Here is a 21,224-nt window from a genome sequence, read left to right on the forward strand (position 1 = left end):
GGATCCTCCTCGCGCGGCTCTCTGGCCGCTGCGGACGGAGGTCACCTTAGCGGAAATTTGGGCGCTGTCACGACGCGATAGCGCTGTCAAAAGACACAGCGAGCCGTTCCGGGGCGGTCCCATAGGACCGAACCTCAGGTGCGCAATTGCGCACCGGGGAACCTCGAGATTCTCAGGTGCGCAACGGCGCACCGGAGTTCGATGCTGCGCATCGCCCCGGAATGACGACCTAAAACTTATGCCCGCACTCTTGGTGCAACATTCTGCTCGGCGCCAGCCTTCTGTTCCGCAGCAACCGCACGCTTGAAACCGTCCCGCTGCTGCAGGCGCGCCCAATACGCTGCGACATTTGGCCCAAAATCCTTGGCGAGCCCGATATTGTCGGCCAGCCGAAGCGCATAACCGATGACAATGTCAGCGGCGGTGAAGCGGCCGGCGCACAATGCTTCGGCATTGGCCGTCGCTGCCTCGACGGCGCGCAACCGGCCCAGGAACCATTTTGCATAGTCGCCGGCGACCTGCGGATTGCGCCGCTCCTCCGGCTCGAGCTGGGTGTATCGGAGCACCAGCGTCTGCGGGAAGGTTAACGTGGCGTCGCTGAAATACATCCAGTTCAAGAACGCGCCATAGGCGGGATCTTCCGGCCCGACCATCAGCGGCGTCGGGCCATGCTTGATGCCGAGATAGTGGCAGATGCCGGAGGATTCGGTCATCTTCGTCTCGCCGTCCACCATGAAGGGAATCGTGCCGAGCGGATTGAGCGCCAGATATTCCTTGGCGAAGACCCGCGGCGGGAACGGCAGCATCTTCAGCTCATACGGCAGCCCCATCTCTTCCAGCATCCAGAGCGGGCGAAACGAGCGCGCAGCGTCGCAGTGATAGAGCGAGATCATCAAGAGCTTCCTTTGCTGCCGGGCAACGTGCCCATCATCTTGCACAAGACCATCAGCATGACCTCGTCGGCACCGCCGCCGATCGAGGTCAGGCGGCTGTCGCGATAGGCGCGGCTGACCGGCGTCTCGTTGGTAAAGCCCATTCCGCCCCAATATTGCAAGCAGGCGTCGGTGAGCTCGCGGCCGAGCCGGCCGGCGCTGAGCTTGGCCATGGTCGCAAGCTTGGTCACGTCCTCGCCGGCCACCAGCTGCTCGGCGGCACGATAGATCAGCGCGCGCAGCAGCTCGACCTCGGTCTGCATCTCCGCAAGCTTGAAGTGCACCACCTGGTTGTCGAGGATCGACTTCCCGAAGGCCTTGCGGTTGCGGGTATATTCGATGGTCTGATCGATGATGTATTCATGCGCCTTAAGACAAGCCGCCGCGCCCCAGAGCCGCTCCTCCTGGAACTGGATCATCTGGTAGGTAAAGCCCTTTCCCTCCTCGCCGATCCGGTTGCGCTTGGGGACACGGACATTGTCGAAGAAAATCTGCGCGGTGTCGGAGGAGCGCATTCCCATCTTGTCGAGCTTGCGGGCGATGGTGACGCCCTTGCTCTTCATGGGCACGCAGATCAGCGACTTGTTGCGGTGAACGGGCCCGTCGCCGGTGTTGGCGAGCAGGCAGATCCAGTCGGCCTGGGTGCCGTTGGTGATCCACATCTTGCCGCCGGTGATGACGTAGTCATCGCCGTCGGAACGTGCCTGGGTCTTGATCGAGGCGACGTCGGAGCCCGCGCCGGGCTCGGAGACGCCGATGCAGGCGACGAAATCGCCTGAGATCGAGGGCGTCAGAAATTCGCGCCGCACCTCGTCGGAGCCGAACCGCGCCAGCGCCGGCGTTGCCATGTCGGTTTGCACCCCGATCGCCATCGGCACGCCGCCGCAGGTGATGGCGCCAAGCTCCTCCGCCATCATCAGCGCATAGGAGTAGTCGAGGCCGGAGCCGCCGAACTCCACGGGCTTGTTCAGGCCGAGGAAGCCGAGGCTGCCCATCTTCCTGAACAGCTCGTGCGCCGGGAAGATGTCGGCCTTCTCCCATTCATCGACATGAGGGTTGATCTCATTCGCGATGAACTTTTGCAGGGAGCGGCGGATGTCGTCGTGGTCGGCGGTGAATAGCATTTTCTCTCTCAACCTCGTCATTCCGGGGCGACGCGAAGCGTCGAACTACGATGCGCAATTGCGCATCTGAGAATCTCGATATTGTTGGACTCATCTCCAGGTCCCGGGTTCGCGCTCCGCGCGCCCCGGGACGACTCTCATCACAACCCCATCTGCCGGCTGGCCAGATCCTTCATGATCTCCTCGGTGCCGCCGCCGATGGCGTTGACCTTGACCTCGCGGTAGATGCGCTCGGCCTTGATGCCGCGCATGAAGCCGGCGCCGCCGAAGATCTGTACGGCTTCCGAGGCGCAGAAGGCCATGGTCTGCGTCGCCTGGTTCTTCATCATGCAGATTTCGGCGACCGGGCTCTCGCCCTGCTCGAGCCGCCAGGCCAGCATCTCCAGCATCGCCTGACTTGCGGCGACCTTCTGCGCCATGTCGACGATCTTGTGCCTGATGACCTGGTGCTGGGCGAGCGGCTTTCCGAAAGTCTTGCGTTCTTTGGCGTAGCCGATCGCCTCGTCGAGGCAAACCCGGGCGAAGGCGGTGCAGCCGGCCGCCATGCCCATGCGCTCGCTGTTGAAATTCTGCATGATGATCTTGAAGCCCTGGCCTTCCTCGCCGATCAAATTTTCGGCCGGCACGCGGCATTGGTCGAAATGCAGCGTCGCGGTGTCGGAGGCCCACCAGCCCATCTTCTTCAGCTTGGTTCGCGACAGGCCGGGCGTATCGCCCTCGATCAGGAGCAGGCTGACGCCACCGGCACCTTCGCCGCCCGTGCGCACCGCAACGGTCAGATAATCGGCGCGCACGCCTGAGGTGATGAAGGTCTTCTCACCGCTCACGACGTAGTGATCGCCGTCGCGCCGCGCCCTTGTGGCGAGGTTCGCGACATCGGAGCCGCCGCCCGGCTCGGTGATCGCGAGCGCGGAGATCTTGTCGCCTGACAGCACCTGCGGCAGCACGCGCGCCCTCACCTCCGGCCGTGCCGCCCGCGCAATCGGAGGCGAGCCGATGGTGTGACTCATCAGGCTGGCGCTGACGCCGCCGGCGCCCGCCCGCGCCAATTCCTGGCTCGCCACGATCTTCATGAACTGGTCGGCGGCGATCCCGCCATATTCCTCAGAGAATCCCAGCCCCAACAGACCGATCCCGGCCGCCTTGCGATAGAGCGCGCGGGGGAATTCGCCGGCCTCGTCCCACTCATGGGCGAACGGGGAGATCTCCTTCTCGACGAAGCGGCGCATCATTTCGCGGAAGGCATCGTGCTCGGCGGTATAGAACGGGCTCTTCATCGCAGTCTCGCCTCGCGGACGGATTCGTCTCGTTCACCATGGCCGGAACATCGGCGGCTCACTTGCGCAGAGTGGCTGACCGAAGAACCACTGCGGCGCGGGCCATGGCCTAGCAACTCAACGCAAGACGATTTTGACCCCTCGCGCGCCAACTCCAAATCAAAAAAGACGTCGATGCACCAACTCCGGCTGGCCCCAGGGCCACGCCGGGCATGGTGCACGGCAATAAGGATGCAGGCGGCAAAGACCGCCGAGGGAGGAATTCTTGGCCGTTCGTTACTACGACTGGATCGTTCATCATGGTCGCCGCACGCCCGACAAGGTTGCGGTGATCGACCTCGCGAGCGAGCGCCGCGTCACCTATTCGCAGCTGGACGCCCGCGTCTCGCGCCTCGCCTCATTCCTGCGCCATACGCTGAACGTCTCACGCGGCGACCGCGTCGCGGTGCTGGCCCTGAACACGACCGATACGCTGGAGGTGCAGTTCGCCTGCGGCCGCCTCGGTGCCATCTTCGTGCCGCTGAACACCCGCCTCACCGTTCCCGAGCTTCAGTTCATCACCGGCGATTGCGCGCCGAAGGTGATGATCCACGACACCGACCTCGCCGAGACCGCGCTTGCCGTCGCAAAGCTGTGCGGCATCGCAACCAGCCTGCTGCTCGGCCCCGGCGGGTCCTATGAGGCCGGCATTGCCGGCGCAAAGCCGCTCGAGGCGATCGAGCAGGTCACGCTCGATGACGTCTCGACCATCATGTACACGTCGGGCACGACGGGACATCCGAAGGGCGCGACCATTACCCATGGCATGACCTTCTGGAATTGCGTCAATCTCGGTGGCCCCGCCTGCATAGGGCCGTCCTCGGTGCTACTCACCGTGCTGCCGCTGTTCCACACCGGCGGGCTGAACTGCTATACCAATCCGGTGCTGCATGCCGGCGGCACCGTGATGATCATGCGCGCCTTCGATCCCGGCATCGCGCTCGGCCTGATCAACGATTCCGCACAGGGCATCAACGTGTTCTTCGGCGTGCCCGCGATCTACCAGTTCATGGCGCAACACCCCGCCTTCGCGACGACCGATCTCGGCCGGCTGATCGTGGGCGGCGTCGGCGGCGCACCGATGCCGGTGCCGCTGCTGAAGGTCTGGGAGGCGCGCGGTGTCGCACTTCAGCAAGGCTATGGCATGACCGAGACCTCGCCGGCCGTGCTGGTGCTCGACCGCGAGGATGCGGCGCGCAAAGCCGGCTCCGCCGGCAAGCCCGTGCTGCACACCGAAGTGCGCATCGTGCGGCCCGACGGCAGCAACGCCGATGTCGGCGAGCTCGGTGAGCTCTGGGTCAAGGGGCCGAACATCACGCCGGGCTACTGGAACAGGCCGGAGGCGAACAAGACCTCCTTCACCGACGGCTGGCTGCACACCGGTGACGCGACGCGCGTCGACGAAGAGGGCTTCTACTACATCGTCGACCGCTGGAAGGACATGTACATTTCCGGCGGCGAGAACGTCTATCCGGCCGAGGTCGAGAACGTGCTACACCAGCTCGCGGCCGTTGCCGAAGCTGCCGTGATCGGCATTTCCGATCCGCAATGGGGCGAAGTGGGCCTTGCCATCGTCGCGGTCAAGGCGGGCCAAAAGCTGACCGAGGCCGATGTCTTCGCGCATTGCGCGGCCAATCTGGCGCGCTTCAAATGCCCACGCCAGATCCGCTTCGTTGACGCGCTGCCCCGCAACGCCACGGGCAAGATCCACAAGCCGACCTTGCGCAAGGAGTTCTCGGTGGCCTCCGAAGTCGACAAGAAAGCCGCCAGGGCCTGACCCAAGCGCCCCTCGCGGGCGCTTTTCTTTTTTTTAAGTGCCTGCTCCGCCCAACAAGAAACCCCAAGGAATTTCCATGAAGAACAAGAAACTCGTCCTGCTCGCCGCGGCAACTGCCCTGACATTGCTCTCCACCCAGGGCGCCTTCGCGCAGAAGAAATACGACACCGGCGCCAGCGACACCGAGATCAAGATCGGCAATGTCGAGGCCTATTCCGGTCCCGCTTCCGCCTACGGCATCATCGGCAAGACCGAGGAAGCCTATTTCAAGATGGTCAACGATCAGGGCGGCATCAACGGCCGCAAGATCAACTGGATCTCTTACGATGACGGCTATTCGCCGCCCAAGACCGTGGAGCAGGTCCGCAAGCTGATCGAGAGCGACGAAGTGTTCCTGATCTTCAACGCGCTGGGCACCCCGACCCAGACCGCCGTGCAGAAATATCACAACGCCAAGAAGGTGCCGCAGCTGTTCCTCGCCACCGGCGCCAGCAAGTGGAACGACCCGAAGAATTTTCCCTGGACCATGGGCTTCCAGCCCAGCTATCGGGTCGAGGCCCGGATCTTCGCCAAATACATCCTGAAAGAGAAGCCTGACGCGAAGGTCGCGATCTTCTATGCCAACGACGATTTCGGCAAGGACTACCTCGCCGGCATCAAGGACGTGTTCGGTGAAAAGGCATCCAAGCTGATCGTGGCCGAAGAAAGCTACGAGACGTCGGAGCCGTCGATCGACGCCCATATCGTCAAGCTCAAGGGCACCGGCGCCGATGTTTTCGTGAACATCGCCACACCGAAATTCGCGGCCCAAGCCATCAAGAAGATCGCCGAGCTGGAGTGGAAGCCGATGCACCTGATGACGGACGTTTCGGTGTCGATCGGCGCGGTGATGAAACCGGCCGGTCTCGAGGCATCCGAGGGCGTGCTGTCGGCACACTACCTGAAGGATGCGTCGGATCCGCAATGGAAGGACGACGAGGGCATGAAGAAGTTCATGGCCTTCATCGACAAGTACATGCCCGGCGCGAATATTTCGGACGCGAATCTCGTTTACGGCTATGCGGCGGCCCAGACGATGGTTCAGGTGCTGAAGCAGTCGGGCGACAACCTGACCCGTGAGAACGTGATGAAGCAGGCCGCCAGTCTCAAGGACTTCGTCCCCGACACGCTGATCCCGGGAATCAAGATCAACACCTCCGCCACGGACTTTGCGCCGATCGAGCAGCTCAAAATGTGGCGCTTCAAGAAGGGCCAGTGGGAGCTGTTCGGCGACATCATCAGCGCGGAGACCGGAGGCTAAAGCGCGATGCGATTGCCGAAACACCGAATAGCGGCCGAAGGGCCGCTATTCTTGTTCAGCGAGCAGCGCTGCCCTGCCGGCGATTTCGGCCTCGCCGCCCACGTCGATCGCCACGATGGACAGGCCGAGAGGACGCGAATCGCCGACGCCCCTGAGCACCGGGCATGACCACGCAAGGGTGGCGATACCTGATGGCGGCAGATCGAGGCTAAGCGTATAGCTGTCGCAGCCGATCACGATCGCGGCGGGATCGACAGGCGCACCGTCGAGATAGAAATGCACGCCGATCGCGTCGAGCGGCGCGCGAAGTGCCGGGCTTCGAATGCGGACGATGTTGCGGCCGGGCGGCCCCTCGATCCGCAGGGCAGCCTGCGGCTCGCTCCACCGGAAAGTGTGACCGGCGGAAGACTCTTCGGCATGGAAGCCGATCTGCGCAAGAACGTGCTTGCCCATGAGCCCGGCAGCGGGTCTGCCCTGCCGGTACAGGTGGGAAATGCAATCGAGTCTCTGAAGCCTTATCAGTGCGGCGATGTAGCGCTTCATCCATCGGCCGATCGCCTCGCTCGACCCGATGCGCTCCAACGCCGTCAAGACCGTGCGTGCACGTATGACCCCCAGACGGGCTGCCGCACGCGTGCCGAGCCCACCGAACAGAGCCGGGGCGACCCAGCGCAGAAAGGCACGAAGCATCTCATCGGGCCGCTTCCAGCCCCGCCCCGCGAGGCTGTCGCGCACGAGTGCTTTCAATGCATGGCGGGCGAGCGAGGCATCGAACTCGCCCCTGCTTGCTCCAGTCGAGCGGAATTTCCAGCAGCTCGCTGCCGGGATCGTCGCGCGCCTCACTGAGATAGCGTATCTGGCCCTGCACAAAATCGAGCGTAAAGGTCTCGAGCTCGTCGAGCCTGCCGACGTAGTAGTGATGGACGCAGGCTCCATCCAGATAACCGATGACGTGACCGCGCGCGTAATAGCTGGCGGCGAGCACCCATTCGGAAAAGTGACCCAGATCCGTGCGCAGGCCGCCGCACTCCTCGTAGACGTCGCGTCGTGTCACGAAACACTGATCGAGCACCTTGAGCCAAGGATGCACCTTCATGCCGAATTCAATGTCGGATTGGTACATCGCAGCTTCTGCCTCCGACAAAGCATTGTGGCAAACCGGGATCGAACGGCAGGAGAATCCCGACCAATCGGCATGATCTTCAATGGCGCGCAAGCAGAGTTCGAGTACGTCGGGCTCGGGACGGCAGTGTGATTCCGTGAAGAAAAGGTAGGAGCCGCGGGCCTTCGCCGCGCCCAGCGCACTCAACTCGATGTCGTGATTGGATTCGCTGTATTCGAGATGCGCATCGTCGCCGACGAGCGCTTCGATATCCGCGCGGAGTTGAGCATCCGGCGGTACGGCGAGGATGATCTCATACAGAGATCTGTCTACACTCTGTGATGTCCAGCCGAGCCAGGATTGCCGCCACTGCCCGCGATGGTCGTCGAGCGGGATGATGATGGAGAACAGCGGAGATTCGCCGATGCATGGGGCGCGCGCGTTCTGCATACCCCCTTATAGACGCAGGCAACGCCATTCCGGATTCTTTCTTGCGGACTATACCGACAGAAACAGTGCGAAGGATTCTTCCACCGTGCGGCGCAGATGCTTTCCGTACAACGCATGGTTGGCGTCGCCGGGCCCGACCCTCCCCAGCGACGGCTTCGGGACGTTCCGGAGCGGTACGTAGGCGATCGGCGCTGCGATCGGCGTGAGCTGTGAACCAGGCCCGGCGCGGAGCGTCGAGATGATGCCGTACATCTCGCCGGCGACCGTCGGCCGCGACACCGTGATCACGCGATGCTGGCCGTGCTTGATGATGACGAGGTAGATGAAGCCTGACTGATGCGGGACGGCGACCTCGCCGGTATGCTCGTAGGCGGTATCGGTGCGATCGCCCTCCCGAAAGACCAGCGAAGACACCTTCGGCTCCCAGACGATCTCGGTACGGTACGCGAAGATCGCGTCCTTGTCGCCGAACGACGGCCGCAGCGTGATGTAGACGTCCTCGAGCCAGGTCACGGCGCGATGCGCATAGGAGCCAAGACTGTCGGGAGCGACATCGTTGGCGGCCTGAGGCGCCGCCACGACGGGGCTCTTGCGCAAGGAGACGCCCAGCGCCTGCTCCAGCCGGACCGTGGTCGCCAGCGTAAACGGCCGCCGGCCGCCGAGCACCTTCTCCAGCGTCGACAGGCTGAGCTTGGCCTGCTCGGCCAGCGTCTGCCGGGAGATCCGGCGCCTGGCGAGCTCCTCGCGAATGGTCTCGGCGATCTCGCGGCTCTGCTCGTCCGAAAGCTGCTTGTCGGTGAGTTTATCCTGCATCTGCATCGCTAACCCTGCTCCAGCACGGCCATTCTAGCAGGGCGGACAAACCAGCACAAAACCGCACATGGGCGCCCCACGGCGGCCTGCCCGGGCCGGCCGCGGCGGAACATGACCGATCATTCTGCTCGCGAAATCGGCCCCCTCCAGCGAATGCTCAGAGCCAGCAAACGTCCTTTCGGGAGCAGGCCAATGGACACCTACGACACAGCCGACAACGACGAGCACCCCATGTTGAAGGGGCTGATCAAGCTCGGATTGTTTCTTCTCGCGCAGGGCATCGCGGTGATGCTGATGGCCTTCGTGGCCCTGCTCGTCAGCTTCGGGACCAGTTGGTCGGCAACCACCGAGCAGGCCAGCCTGCTCCAGTCCGGCGACGCCAAGTCCGGCTCCCTCCTCCTGAAGGAGGATGGCGCCACCACCGAAGCGATCCGCCTTGGCACCGACGTCGACATCACGGTCTCGGGTCCGACGCTGCGCGCGCGCGTCACCCAAATCTTCCGCAATCCGACCAAGGACTGGGTCGAAGCAACCTATGTCTATCCGCTCGCGACCGGCGGCGCCGTCGATACGCTGAAGATGGTGGTCGGCGACCGCGTCATCGTCGGCGATATCAAGGAGCGCCAGCAGGCCCGGGTGATCTACGAAGAGGCGCGCCGCACCGGTCAGAGGGCGGCGCTCACGGAGCAGGAGCGGCCGAACATCTTCACCAACTCGGTCGCCAATATCGGCCCCGGCGAGACCGTGCTGGTGCAGATCGAATATCAGGAACCCGTGCATCAATCCGGCAACGAATATTCACTGCGTCTGCCGCTGGTGGTCGGACCGCGCTACAATCCGGCGCCGATCGTGCAGAGCGTCGACTTCCGCAAGGACGGATCGGGCTGGGGCACGGCGACCTCGGACCCGGTACCGGACCGCGACCGCATCTCGCCGCCTGTGCTGGATCCCGCCAGGAATGCACCGGTCAATCCGACCAGCATCACGGTGCGCCTGAAGGCCGGCTTCGCGCTCGGTGAGGTCAAGAGCCATCACCATAAGGTCAAGATCGAAAGTCCGGACAACACGGATCGCGTCATTACGCTCGCCGACAGTGCCGTCCCCGCCGACCGCGACTTCGAGCTGACCTGGAAGCCCGCCGCCGAGAAGGCGCCGTCGGTCGGCCTGTTCCGCGAACATGTCGGCGACGCCGACTACCTGCTCGCCTTCGTCACTCCGCCCAGCGCCGAGCAGACCACGCAAAAGCCGCTGCCGCGTGAGGTCGTGTTCGTGATCGACAATTCGGGGTCGATGGGCGGCACGTCGATTGTCCAGGCCAAGGCGAGCCTCGCCTACGCTCTGTCTCGCCTCCAGCCGACCGACCGTTTCAACGTCATCCGCTTCGACGATACCATGGACGTGCTGTTTCCTGCCTCCGTGCCGGCAGACGCGGCCCATGTCGGTGATGCCACCTCGTTCGTGAGCGCGTTGCAGGCACGCGGCGGCACCGAGATGGTGCCGGCAATGCGCGCCGCGCTGGCCGACACGCTCGGTGACACCGGCATGGTTCGCCAGGTCGTCTTCCTCACCGACGGCGCAATCGGCAACGAGCAGCAATTGTTCGAAACGATCACGGCGATGCGCGGCCGCTCGCGCGTCTTCATGGTCGGCATCGGGTCGGCGCCAAACACCTATCTGATGACCCGCGCCGCCGAGCTCGGCCGCGGTGCCTTCACCCATATCGGTTCCGTCGAGCAGGTGGAGGAGCGCATGCGCGGCTTGTTCGCCAAGCTGGAAAACCCTGCCGTGACCGGCCTTACCGCGAAATTCTCCGAGGCCAACGCCGACGTGACCCCGGCGATCATCCCCGACGTCTATCGCGACGAGCCGCTGGTGCTGGCGGCAAAGCTCGACAAGCTCGCAGGCTCGATCGAGATCAAAGGGCGCATCGGCGACCGTCCATGGTCGGTGACGCTGCCGCTGCAAAATGCCGCCGAAGGCAACGGCCTGTCGAAACTCTGGGCCAGGCGCAAGATCGGTGACGCCGAAGTGGCGCGCGCCATGCGGGAGCTCGCGCCCGAGGAGGCCGACAAGGCGATCCTGGCGCTGGCGCTCGACCATCAGATCGTCACGCGCCTGACCAGCCTTGTCGCCATCGACAAGACGCCGAGCCGGCCCGAAGGCGCGCCGCTCAAGCTCAGCGAATTGCCGATCAACCTGCCCGCCGGCTGGGAGTTCGAGAAGGTGTTCGGCGAACGGCCGCAGATCCCGGCGCAGTTGCGTGAACGCCACGCCGATGCGCGCACCTCACCCGCCGCGCGGCGTCCGACACCCGCAGCGCCTGACGCGATCCGTCTGCCCAAGACAGCAACTTCAGCCGAGCTGAAGATGATCGCAGGCCTGGTCCTGATCGTGCTCGCCCTGATCCTGTTCGTGTTCAACCGGCGTCGGTTCTTGCTCACCGACGCCGCTTGAGAGAGGAGCCTCCCCGAACTCCTCTGTTAGCGCGCGCGGCTGCCCGTCCCACACCAACGGCCGCGCGCGCCTTTTTTCCTGTTCATTGCGAGAGCGAAGCGGCGAAGCAATGACGAGAGTAGATGTCATGCCCCGCCTCTTATCTCCCCTGGTTCTGGCCCTGATCGGCCTCATCCTGTTCGGCGACGGCGCCTACATCCATGCCAAGGCGTGGCTGGCGCAGGTGCTGCTGGAGCGCGCGTTCGACAAGAGCCTTGCGACGGGCGAGGTGATCAAGCCGTGGGCATGGGCCGACACCTGGCCGGTTGCGCGGATCGAGGTGAAGCGGATAGGCGCCAGCGCGATCGTGCTGGAAGGTACGAGCGGCCAGGCGCTTGCCTTCGGGCCGGGCCATATCAGCCGAACGGCTGATGCGGGCGAGCGCGGTGTTGCCGTATATGCAGCGCATCGTGACACACATTTCCGCTTCTTGCGAAATGTTGCCGTCGGAGACGTTGTTGAAATCACCCGCCGCGACGGCAAGCATTTTCGCTATCGGGCGGATTCTTCAGCCGTTGTCCGTTTCGACGCGTCGGGCATCGATCCCTCAGCGCAGGGCGCGGAACTCGTGCTCACGACCTGCTGGCCGTTCGACGCCGTCACGTCCGGCCCGGAGCGCTATGTCCTGCATGCCACCTTGATCGAAACGCGTGAATAGCGGTTCGCAATCGGCCCGTCCGGGAACGATCGAGCCCTCTCAAACCGCGCCGACACGCCGGTCCATCGCGTTTGACGCGGCCGTGAACTGGCGCCGTCGACCAGAGACCTGTAAGAAGGTCCCATTGATTTTTGGACGTTGTAGTTTGCGAAAGCTCGATAGATGGACGACGAGTTCAGGCAGCGCCTCGAACAGCGAATGGAGCAGCTCGAAAATCGCGTCGCGCTGCTGGAAAGGAATCAGGATCTCATCGCCGCCGGGCAAAGGCGCTCCTCGCTCCGGAGCCTCTGGCGGCGTCCGCCGATGTGGACCTTCGAGCAATATCCTCCGCGCCTGCTCAACCTGACGGCCTTCCCGCCAGCACCCTCGATCCACGAGAATGCACCGCGGATCGCGATGGTCACACCGAGCTACAACCAGACGCAATATCTCGGCGCCACGATCGACAGCATCGTGAGCCAGAACTATCCGAACCTGTATTACCACGTGCAGGACGGCGCCTCGATCGACGGCACCGCTGACCTCCTGAAAAGCCGCGGCGAGAGCATCAGCTGGAAGAGCGAACCTGACAGCGGACAATCGAACGCCATCAATCTCGGCTTCGCCGGCGTCGACAGCGAGATCATGGCCTATCTCAACAGCGACGACATGCTGCTGCCGGGGACACTGGCCTATGTCGCCAACTACTTCACGTCGCATCCCCATGTCGACATCGTCTATGGCCATCGCGTCTTCGTCGATCGCGAGGGACTTGAGGTCGGCCGTGCCGTGCTGCCGCCCCATGACGGGCGCGCGCTGCAATATGCCGACTATATCCCGCAGGAGACGATGTTCTGGCGCAGGCGCGTGTGGGACAGAATCGGTCCGATCGACGAAAGCTTCCACTACGCGATGGATTGGGACTTCATCCTGCGGGCGCAGGCCGCGGGATTCAAATTCGTGCGCCTGCCGCGATTTCTCGCCTGCTTCCGAATCCATGATGCCCAGAAGACGGCATCGACCTACGCGATCGGCGTCCGGGAGATGGGCATCCTGCGGCGCCGCGCTCTCGGCTTCGATCCGACACAGATTCAGATTCGCCGCGCCATCGCCCCCTATCTCGCGAGGCAGGTCGTCTTTCACTACGCCCACAAGCTGAGCCTGCTAGGGTACTGAGCGGGCGGCGATCACCCACCTCGTGCCGCGTGAACGTCGTGATCGAGCCAGATCCGCTCGAGCCCGATGCCGAGGGGCCGCGCGTCGGAGCTCAGTCCGAGATCCGCGGGCGAGCGTGGATCGGATAGCGACAGCCTGATGGTCAACGTCCCGTCGGCGGCAATCGCGGCGGGATCGAGCAACAACCTTCGCAAACCCGCGAACGCCTCTCTCGAGAATGTCAGTTGCTGCGGCGCTCCGTTGCCGACGCGGCAGGCCGCCCGCAATTGCGGATTTCTGTCGGAGATGAAGGCCCGGCACGCCAGCACAAGCTCGACCGGCCGTGACGGAATGGGATGGACCTCGAACCGGAGTACACAATTCCTGGCAATGGACCAGGTGCCCCATTGCTCCGGCTCGCTCCATCCCTCGATCAACGCGGCGACGCCCGCTCCGCCATGCGCGAATTCGAGCTCCTTTGCGCCGAGGACCGGCGCGGACACGGGAGCCTTCAGAGCGGTCGGATCGAACGGCCCCTGATCCGGAACGAACTGCGCGACCACGCGCACTGCATCCGCAATCGAATTGAGCCCAAGCGCAGAACCATCCAGCTCGTAAACCACACGGTTCGGTCCGGTCACGCGAACTCCCCCGCGGGGTGGCGGCCGATCCGCAAGGCGGGCAGGAATGATGATGTCGGCAACGTCGAATCCATGCGTGCGGGCGAGTTCGCCGATGGTCTGCACGGTCCGATCATACAGGGGCGGCCGATGGTTGATGTCGGTCGCGAGCGCCTGGGCCAGCGCCTTGAAGTCGAGCCGCACATCGCCGTGATCCGCCAGCAGCAGACGCTTGAGGACAAGCATGTCCTTGGCGATGAAGAGCTGAAGGGCGTTGAGATCGGGGAGTTGGGGATCCTCGTCAATGGGTCCGAAATCGCGCGCCCCTCGCGGCGTCTCGAGCAGATCAGCGGTCTCGAAGAACAGCGCGTGACCGGTGCTGTGCTGCGAGAACCCGGCCATGCTCAGAGGCCGCGACAGTCGGATGAAACTGTCGGTCAGCGCAGCGTTGGCGATACCGGACGCCACGTCGGGCGATAGACCGATGAAGTAGCGCCCACCGATCGCACGCATCCGATCGATGATGCTGCGGCGGACGAACGAATTGTAGATCATCGGCAGATGCGCATAGTTCGTCTGGAAACCGAAGATGCGCCTCAGTTCGTTGCGCGACGAAACTCGCTGTGCGGACGAGGTCAGGTCGATCTCGGCGAGCAGCCGGTTGCGGAAGGCCGGATGGTAGTAGCTCGGCCAGTGATAGGTGTAGGCGCTCCAGCTCAGGAGATCGATGTTTCGGCCGGAGAGCATCTCCAATGCCGTGGCACATGCATAGGGCATCAGCCCGTCGTCGTCGCCGATGAAGGCGACGTACTCGCCCGAGGCGTGGCCGAGCGCCGCCTCCCAATTGTCGGTCATGGTCAGAACGGTCTCGCTGGCAAAATGCCTGAAGCGATCGTCCTGGAGGTCTGCGACGATCTTCTCAATCTCGGGATTGCCGCCATTGTTCTGAACGATGAACTCGCAATCTGCATGCGCAGGCTGGCACGCCATGGTCGCGAGCGCATGGCGAAGCGTGTCGGGACGATCGAGGGTCGGCACCACGATGGACAGCAGCGGCATGATCACCATTTGAGAGAATGAGGGTCACGGTTTCCTAGCATCTTGCCGGACCGTTCGCACTTTCGCCAAAAGTCTCGTGATGCTAGCCTCATCGCCAAATCCTGCCCATTCCGTCTCGCGGCATGGAGCGGCCACGATCAGCCCCAAAAGCCGGCGCGCGGGGCGCGCGTTTGCAACAAGAACAAGAAGTGAGGAAGCGCATGGAAGCTCAAGTGCCCGCCGCATCGGTTTCTCCGCGCCCATGGTCTCCATCGCCCGACGCCGGAGAGATCGTCAAGGGCATCCATGCCATGCTGCACCCGCACAACATCGTGCTGGTGGGCGCGACCGACAAGCCTGGCAATTATGCCGAACGAATCTGGAATAATCTGATCAAGTACGGTTACGAGGGCGGCCTCTATCCGGTCAACGCCAAGCGGGAAACCATCTGGGGCGTCCCCTGCTACAAGGACTTTGCGAGCCTCCCGGAAAAGCCGGATCACGTTCTGGTGCTGGTGCCGGCGCGCTTTGCCGTACAGGTGATCCGCGATGCCGCGGCCGCCGGCGCACGGTCGGCCACCATCGTCACCTCGGGCTTCAGCGAGTTGCAGGACGAGGAAAGCCAGAAGCTCGCGGCCGAATTGCAAGCGGCGATACGTGAGACGGGACTTGCCGTCACCGGCCCGAATTGCCTCGGCAACTTGAGCGCCGGCGAAAAGCTCTTCACCAACATCGACGATCGTGTCGTCACCATGGAACAGGGCGCGGTGGCGATCGCCGGGCAGTCCGGCGCCATCGTCATGGCGATCCGCCAGGCCCTGGAGGATCGAGGTGTCGGCGTCGGCTACATGGTGACCTCAGGCAATGAGGCCGGACTCGAGACGCCGGACCTGATGCGCTATTTCGCCGAGGATCCAAGCATCAAGGTGATCGTCGTCTACCTCGAAGGCGTGCGCAACACCAAGGCCTTTCGCGAGGCCTGCAAGGCAGCGCGCGCTGCCAGCAAGCCCGTGATCGCACTCAAGCTCGGTTCGTCCGAGGGTGGCCGCGCCGCGGCGATGGCACATACGGGTGCGCTTGCAGGCTCGATCGAGACGTTCGACGCCATTGCAACGCGCGAAGGCGTCATCCGCGTCGGCGGGCTCGACGAACTGATCGAGACCACCGAATGCTTCGTTCATTGCGGCGTGCCCAAGGGCGACCGGCTCGCGGCCGTCACGCTGTCGGGCGGCAAGCGCGGCATGCTGCTTGACGCCTTCTATGCCGAGGGCCTGAACTTTGCGCCGCTCAGCCCGCACGTCGGCTCCGAGCTGGCAAAGATGCTCGGGCCGGGGTCGATCGTCGGCAACCCGCTCGACGCCGGCTTTGCCGCGGTGGTCGATCCCTCCGTCTACATGAAGTCGATCAAGCTGATGATCGACGACCCCGATATCGACATCGTCATCGTCGATGCCGAGCTGCCGAAAGCCCCGCACGAGCTTCGCGAGCGCAATTTGCGCATCGTCGACGACATGGCGCGCCAGGGCGGCAAGCCCGTGATCTATATCAGCGCGATGTCGATCGGCTTCACCGAGTTCACCAAGACCTTGCGCAAATCGCTACCGCATCTCGCGGTCATGCAGGGCATGGACCGGGCGGTGACCGCGATCAAGTCGCTGCTGGACTACGCCAGGCTGCGCAAGGAGGTGCCCGATATCGTCCCGAGTTCGAAACCTGCCGCGCGCGCCGTGCTGGAGAAGGCGCTGAGATCGGCGAGCGGCGCCGCACTTGACGAGGTCGCCTCGAAGAAGCTCCTGAAGGCCTATGGCATTCCGATCTCGAAGGAAGCCATCGCGCAGACGGCAGCCGAGGCGGTGAAGATCGCCAAGGAGATCGGCTTTCCGGTCGTGGCAAAACTCGTCAGCGCCGAGATCCTGCACAAATCCGACATCGGCGGCGTGGTGCTGAACCTCAACAGTGCCGCCGAGGTGAAGAAGGCGTTCGCCGATATCACGGCCCGGGTGAGCAAGTTGCAAGGCAAGCCCAAGCTGGACGGCATCCTAATCGCGCAGCAGGTCAAGGCCGAGCTCGAGCTCGTCGTCGGCGCCTCGCTCGATGCCGAGATGGGACCTGTCGTGCTGTTCGGCACCGGCGGCATCGACATCGAGCTGATGAAAGACGTCGCGCTCGCCGGCGCGCCGCTGGACGAGGCCGAGGCGCGGCTCCTGATCGGCCGCACCAAGGCCGGCATCAAGCTGCGCGGCTATCGCGGCAAGCCGGCCTTGCACGAGGCCTCCGCGGTGAAGGCGCTGGTCGGCCTGTCCAATTTGATCGCGGATGCCGGCGACCGGATCGCCTCGATCGACATCAACCCGTTCCTGATCAACACCAGGACAGGCGTAGCGGTCGATGCCCTGATCGTGCTGAACAATGCTGCTGCAAGGCGGGTTGCCGGGCATTGAGGCCGTAGGGCGGATTAGCGCCAGCGTAATCCGCCAATTTACACGACTGCTGAGGCGAAAACGGCGGGTTACGCTTCGCTAACCCGCCCTACCTACCATTGGGGGCTCCTTCCAACTTCCCCGCTTTGGCCGTAGAATCGCCTGATGGCACGCGCGAGTAATCTGGTGATCGGAACGGCAACGCTGACGGTGATTGCCGTGGCGTTCGGCGGCCTGCTCGGCGTGCAGAAATGGCGCACCATCCAGAGCCGCAGCCAGTTGCGCGTAGTGTTCGAGGGCGGCTCCGCCAGCGGACTGCGCCGCGGCGGGCCGGTCAATTTCGACGGCGTGCCTGCGGGCCAGATCCTGTCGATCAAGCTGGATAATCCACGCAAGATCGTGGCGCTGGTGATGCTCGACAACACCGCGCCGATCCGCAAGGACACCGTGGCGGGCATCGAGTTCCAGGGCCTCACCGGCGTTGCCGCGATCTCGCTGATCGGGGGCGCGCCCTCCGCGCCACCGGTGCCGCTGGACTCGGACGGCGTCCCCGTGCTGACCGCCGATCTCAGCGACGCCGAATCCATCGTCGACACCCTGCACAGTGTCGACCGCACCATCGTCAGCAACGCCCCCGCGATCAAGGAGGGCCTGCGCACGTTCGAGGACTACACCGCCGACCTCCGGAGCAAGGGTGGCGAAATCGACTCCGTCATGGCCAAGGTCGACACCGCCTTCGCGGGCTTTGACAAGGCAGTCACGAAGATCGAGGGCGTGGTGCCCGGCTTCGTCGACGGCAAGGCCGACGAGCTGTTCGAGAAGATACAGGGGCTGCACGAGCTCGCCGACACCATGAGAAAGAAATCGGCCGGCTACCTCGAGGACATCCGTCGCTCGCTGCTCGACGTCAGCGAGGCCGCCAACAAGATGAGCGGGACGCCGGCCCCCGCTGCCGCCCCGCGCCCGCCGCGCAAGCCGCCGCAGAAGAAGCAGTGACGCCTCCCCTATCCTCCCTCTCAAGGGAGGCGACCATGCCTCACCACGCGTAGCGCACGACGCCCTTGCCGGCGTAGGAGCGGGTGAGGTTCGAGAACTCTCCCTCGAACGTCGCCGATGCAGACCAGCCGTTCATCCAGTTCATCTGCGCTGATGCCGTGGTCAGCGCCGAATCGCGCGCCTGGGCGGCACCGTTCACGACGAACGCCGATCCCGGCAGGGTCTGGAACACCGCGCCCACAGTGCGGTCCGGATTGTAGTCATGCGCCCAGGCGAGGCGGCCGCGCAGGGTCATGAGGCCACCGGTCGCGGCAAACGATCTGTCCGCGCGCAGGCCGAGCTCGGTGCGGGTGCTGGTCACGTCCTTGGCGGCATAGTTGAGTGCGAAGACGTTGCTGCCGACCACGGCAGCCTCTGCATAGGTCGGAAGGCTGAACAAGGTGGCCTGGAGCGCGGCATAGGGCGTGACGCCGGCCCACTGCATGGCATAGCGATAGCCGCCCTCGATGCGGCCCGAGATCGCGTTGGCGTTGAACTGCGCCCGCAACTGGTCGTAACCGGCAGCCGTCACGACGCGGTTGGTCGTGACGTCCTGCCAGCCATAGGCGAGCGCCGCCGTGATGTAGGCAGGTCCCGCCGTATGACGCACGAAGGCACCGGCCTGGAATAGATCGGAGCGGCCCCAGCCGAGCCCGTTGACGTTGAAAGCGGTCCCACCACCTGCGAGTGCAAAGCCCGCAATCGTCGACGGCGAGAAGCGGTAATCGAGGCCCATGGCAGTGCCGTATATACTGCTCCTCGTGTTGTTCGAGCCGAGGCCGGCATTGCCGTCCGTGGTCTGCGAGCCGCCATAGCCGGCCGTCCACACATCCCAGCGCTGCTCGAAGGTTGCCGCCGGTGCCTTGCGGTAAATCGAGGCGAAGGCGTCGCGCGCGCTCTTGTCGCGCGCATTCGCGTCCGCAGCAAATGGCGACGCACCAGGCGTGCCGCTGCGTCCTGAGCTGAAGACGTCGGTCAACAGGCTCATGAACAGGTTCATCGCATTGAACGTCGTCTGCTGCGATCCCGTTGCGGATTCACCCGAGGCCTGCGTCAGGCCTCCGGGACCAAGACCCGCGAGTTCGGCCTGCAGGAAGCCGTTGGTGTTGAAGAAGTTCTGAAGGGTCGTCGCGACGTTCTGCTGGTTGACGTTGAGCGCGTATTTCGCGCCGTAGTTCAGCGTGAAATCGAGGAAGACCTCGTTCGACCCGACGGTCGTCGTGCCGATGAGGCCACCCGGCGCGGCAACGCCCGAAAAATTCCCGACGGAGGTGCCGAAGAAGTTCATGATCGAATAGTGCTTCATCACCGCGGCGCCCGGATACAGCGCGACGCCGACGGTGCCGTCCAGCGCGACATTGCCGGTGACGAGCGCGTGGCTCGTGCTGGATCCGCTACCGACCTGCACCACATAGACCGAGCCAGACTGAAGGGTAAGATCGCCCTGAACCTGCATGCTCGAGCCCGGGCCGCGGTCGCCGGGCGCATAGATGCCGCCGTTGGCGATGAGGGTATTGCCAACGATTCCGGCGCCGAACAACGCACCACCTGCATTCACGGTGGTCAGGCTCGACTGCGAGATGTCACCATCGACCCGCAGGATGCCGCCGTTCACCGTGGTCGTGCCGGTGTAGGTATTCGCGCCCGAGAGGATCAACGTGCCGCTGCCGACCTTTTCCAGCGAGCCGGGGCCGGCGGGACCGCAACCGCAGGTATCACCGATGACGCCGCTGACCTCGGTCGAGAGGTTGTTACCGCCGACGACGAGGGTATTGCCGCCGCCGATGTAGTAGAAGCCGCTGCCTTCGATCGATCCTGCGGTGATGCGACCATCGCCGGCCGGACCGGTGCCTCCACCGAAATCGACGACGCCGGTCCCGGTGGTGATGAAGCGTGCGTTGCCGCCGGTGGAGTTGTCGAAGAATTCGGTCCTGCCGCCGTCCTTGGTGATGATCGTGGCATTGCCGGCCGTGGTGAACGCGCCGAAATCGGTGAGACCATCCGCTTCATTGATGATGGTTGCATTGCCGGCGGTCGCCGTGTCGGAGCCGGCGAACGTCCCGAACACGGTCCCGCCAAAATCCTTGTTCACGATCGTCGCCGAGCCCGCCGAAGATTGCTCGATGAATATCGTGCCGCCGCCATTCTGGTTGGTGATGTTGGCCGTGCCTCCATTGGTCCGTCCGAAGAAGCCGACCAGGCCGCTGTCATTGATGATGGTGGCCCGACCGGCCGTCGCGGTGTCGGCTCCACCCCCGAGCGGATCGCCGAAATACACCTGGCCGTTGTTGGTGATCACGATCGAGCTGGCGGAGCTCGCGTTGAGGAACATCGTCGTGCCGGAGAAGGCGTTCAGGATGGACGTGATTCCCGACGTGTCGGCATTGACGATGCTGAAGAGGCCCTCGTTGGTGACGGCGCCGACCATGCTCGCGGTGTGGGTCGCGTCGCCGAGCTGCAGGGATCCGCAATTGCAGATGAAGGTGCCGCCGGTATAGGAGTTCGCGCCGAGCAGCGCCAGGGTACCTGGTCCCTGAACATTGATGCCGTCGCTGCCGACGATGCGCGAAACGATCGCGGCCGAGGGATCGCTGGTGCCGGTCAGATCGTTGGTGACGAATGTGGTGCCGCCCGCAGCCAGCCTGAGGTCGCCGCCCTGGATGGTATAGATCGAGCCGTCGGCGGTGAGGTCGAAGCCCACGAGGCTGGTGAGCTGCACGCCGCCAGGCGTAACCGTCACCGTGCCGCCCGTCGCCGGCGTCGAGGGAGCGCTGCTTCCGAACAGCGTGCCGGCTGACGCGGGATCATAGGCCGTGCTGGTCGCTCCAAAGAAGTCGGTCCAGTTGGTCGTAGTGTTGTCCCAGACGCCGCCCCCGCCGTTGACGACGCCGTTCGGCGTTGTCTGTGATCCGTTGAAGACCTGCTGGGCCCCGACGGGGCTCGCCATAGCGATTGCGAACGAGACGAAGCCGGCCCCGAATGCCATGCGCATTGCCGCGGCACTCCGGCGCG

At 64.1% G+C, this 21,224-nt stretch carries 16 protein-coding genes; 7 read left to right on the top strand and 9 right to left on the bottom strand.

Annotation, left to right across the window (positions count from 1 at the left end; translation table 11 throughout):
* Nucleotides 1-236: 236 nt before the first annotated feature.
* From CV770_RS08425 to CV770_RS08435, 3 genes are all read right to left on the bottom strand, one after another.
* Nucleotides 237-893 (bottom strand): glutathione S-transferase family protein, encoded by a 657-nt coding sequence (locus tag CV770_RS08425; RefSeq protein ID WP_104461991.1) that lies wholly within the window; start codon nt 891-893, stop codon nt 237-239.
* Nucleotides 893-2,056, bottom strand: a complete 1,164-nt coding sequence (locus tag CV770_RS08430) for an acyl-CoA dehydrogenase family protein (protein WP_104461992.1) — start codon at nt 2,054-2,056, stop codon at nt 893-895. The genes CV770_RS08425 and CV770_RS08430 overlap by 1 nt, the downstream gene beginning before the upstream one ends.
* Nucleotides 2,057-2,196: 140 nt before the next feature.
* Entirely contained in the window at nt 2,197-3,333 is a 1,137-nt protein-coding gene (locus CV770_RS08435) for an acyl-CoA dehydrogenase family protein (RefSeq protein ID WP_104461993.1), read from the bottom strand.
* 265 nt (nt 3,334-3,598) lie between these two features.
* Here CV770_RS08435 and CV770_RS08440 point away from each other — a divergent pair, with 265 nt between their 5' ends.
* Nucleotides 3,599-5,149 carry an acyl-CoA synthetase gene (locus CV770_RS08440; protein WP_104461994.1) on the top strand — a complete coding sequence of 517 codons (1,551 nt, stop codon included), beginning with the start codon at nt 3,599-3,601 and terminating at the stop codon, nt 5,147-5,149.
* A gap of 76 nt (nt 5,150-5,225) precedes the next feature.
* Nucleotides 5,226-6,449 (top strand): ABC transporter substrate-binding protein, encoded by a 1,224-nt coding sequence (locus tag CV770_RS08445; RefSeq protein ID WP_104461995.1) that lies wholly within the window; start codon nt 5,226-5,228, stop codon nt 6,447-6,449.
* Between the two features lie 45 nt (nt 6,450-6,494).
* Here the strand turns inward: CV770_RS08445 and CV770_RS43190 are convergent, their stop codons facing one another.
* Genes CV770_RS43190 through CV770_RS08455 form a run of 3 tightly spaced genes read right to left on the bottom strand, consistent with a single transcriptional unit; the run spans nt 6,495 to nt 8,820 of the window.
* The gene (locus tag CV770_RS43190; protein ID WP_245453703.1) at nt 6,495-7,184 is read right to left on the bottom strand and encodes a hypothetical protein; all 690 of its coding nucleotides are present in this window, start codon (nt 7,182-7,184) and stop codon (nt 6,495-6,497) included.
* Entirely contained in the window at nt 7,141-8,001 is an 861-nt protein-coding gene (locus tag CV770_RS43195; protein WP_245453704.1) for a glycosyltransferase family 2 protein, read from the bottom strand. Before CV770_RS43195 ends, CV770_RS43190 begins: the two co-directional genes overlap by 44 nt.
* A gap of 48 nt (nt 8,002-8,049) precedes the next feature.
* Nucleotides 8,050-8,820 (bottom strand): helix-turn-helix domain-containing protein, encoded by a 771-nt coding sequence (locus CV770_RS08455; RefSeq protein ID WP_091964371.1) that lies wholly within the window; start codon nt 8,818-8,820, stop codon nt 8,050-8,052.
* A 186-nt stretch (nt 8,821-9,006) separates the two neighbouring features.
* Between CV770_RS08455 and CV770_RS08460 the strand changes: the two genes are divergently transcribed.
* Both CV770_RS08460 and CV770_RS08465 read left to right on the top strand, forming a co-directional pair.
* Nucleotides 9,007-11,268, top strand: a complete 2,262-nt coding sequence (locus CV770_RS08460; protein WP_104461996.1) for a marine proteobacterial sortase target protein — start codon at nt 9,007-9,009, stop codon at nt 11,266-11,268.
* Between the two features lie 127 nt (nt 11,269-11,395).
* Nucleotides 11,396-11,965, top strand: a complete 570-nt coding sequence (locus CV770_RS08465; protein ID WP_104461997.1) for a class GN sortase — start codon at nt 11,396-11,398, stop codon at nt 11,963-11,965.
* A 39-nt stretch (nt 11,966-12,004) separates the two neighbouring features.
* On the opposite strand, the gene CV770_RS42515 is transcribed toward CV770_RS08465, so the two are convergent.
* On the bottom strand, nt 12,005-12,229 hold the full coding sequence (locus CV770_RS42515; protein WP_201759765.1) for a hypothetical protein: 225 nt from the start codon (nt 12,227-12,229) through the stop codon (nt 12,005-12,007).
* Here CV770_RS42515 and CV770_RS08470 point away from each other — a divergent pair.
* Nucleotides 12,128-13,120: a glycosyltransferase gene (locus tag CV770_RS08470; RefSeq protein ID WP_104461998.1), complete on the top strand. Its 993-nt coding sequence runs from the start codon at nt 12,128-12,130 to the stop codon at nt 13,118-13,120. The two genes, CV770_RS42515 and CV770_RS08470, sit on opposite strands and share 102 nt — an antisense overlap.
* An 11-nt stretch (nt 13,121-13,131) precedes the next feature.
* Here the strand turns inward: CV770_RS08470 and CV770_RS08475 are convergent, their stop codons facing one another.
* Nucleotides 13,132-14,778 carry a glycosyltransferase family 2 protein gene (locus CV770_RS08475; RefSeq protein WP_245453705.1) on the bottom strand — a complete coding sequence of 549 codons (1,647 nt, stop codon included), beginning with the start codon at nt 14,776-14,778 and terminating at the stop codon, nt 13,132-13,134.
* 200 nt (nt 14,779-14,978) lie between these two features.
* On the opposite strand from CV770_RS08475, the gene CV770_RS08480 reads away from it, so the two are divergent.
* The gene (locus CV770_RS08480; RefSeq protein WP_104462000.1) at nt 14,979-17,198 is read left to right on the top strand and encodes an acetate--CoA ligase family protein; all 2,220 of its coding nucleotides are present in this window, start codon (nt 14,979-14,981) and stop codon (nt 17,196-17,198) included.
* A 144-nt stretch (nt 17,199-17,342) separates the two neighbouring features.
* Nucleotides 17,343-18,173: an MlaD family protein gene (locus CV770_RS08485; protein ID WP_091964388.1), complete on the top strand. Its 831-nt coding sequence runs from the start codon at nt 17,343-17,345 to the stop codon at nt 18,171-18,173.
* Between the two features lie 40 nt (nt 18,174-18,213).
* Here CV770_RS08485 and CV770_RS08490 read toward each other — a convergent pair whose 3' ends face one another.
* Nucleotides 18,214-21,204 (bottom strand): autotransporter outer membrane beta-barrel domain-containing protein, encoded by a 2,991-nt coding sequence (locus CV770_RS08490; protein WP_245453706.1) that lies wholly within the window; start codon nt 21,202-21,204, stop codon nt 18,214-18,216.
* Between the last annotated feature and the right edge of the window lie 20 nt (nt 21,205-21,224).

Origin of the sequence: Bradyrhizobium sp. AC87j1 (assembly GCF_002936975.1) — a bacterium.
GTDB lineage: Bacteria > Pseudomonadota > Alphaproteobacteria > Rhizobiales > Xanthobacteraceae > Bradyrhizobium > Bradyrhizobium shewense.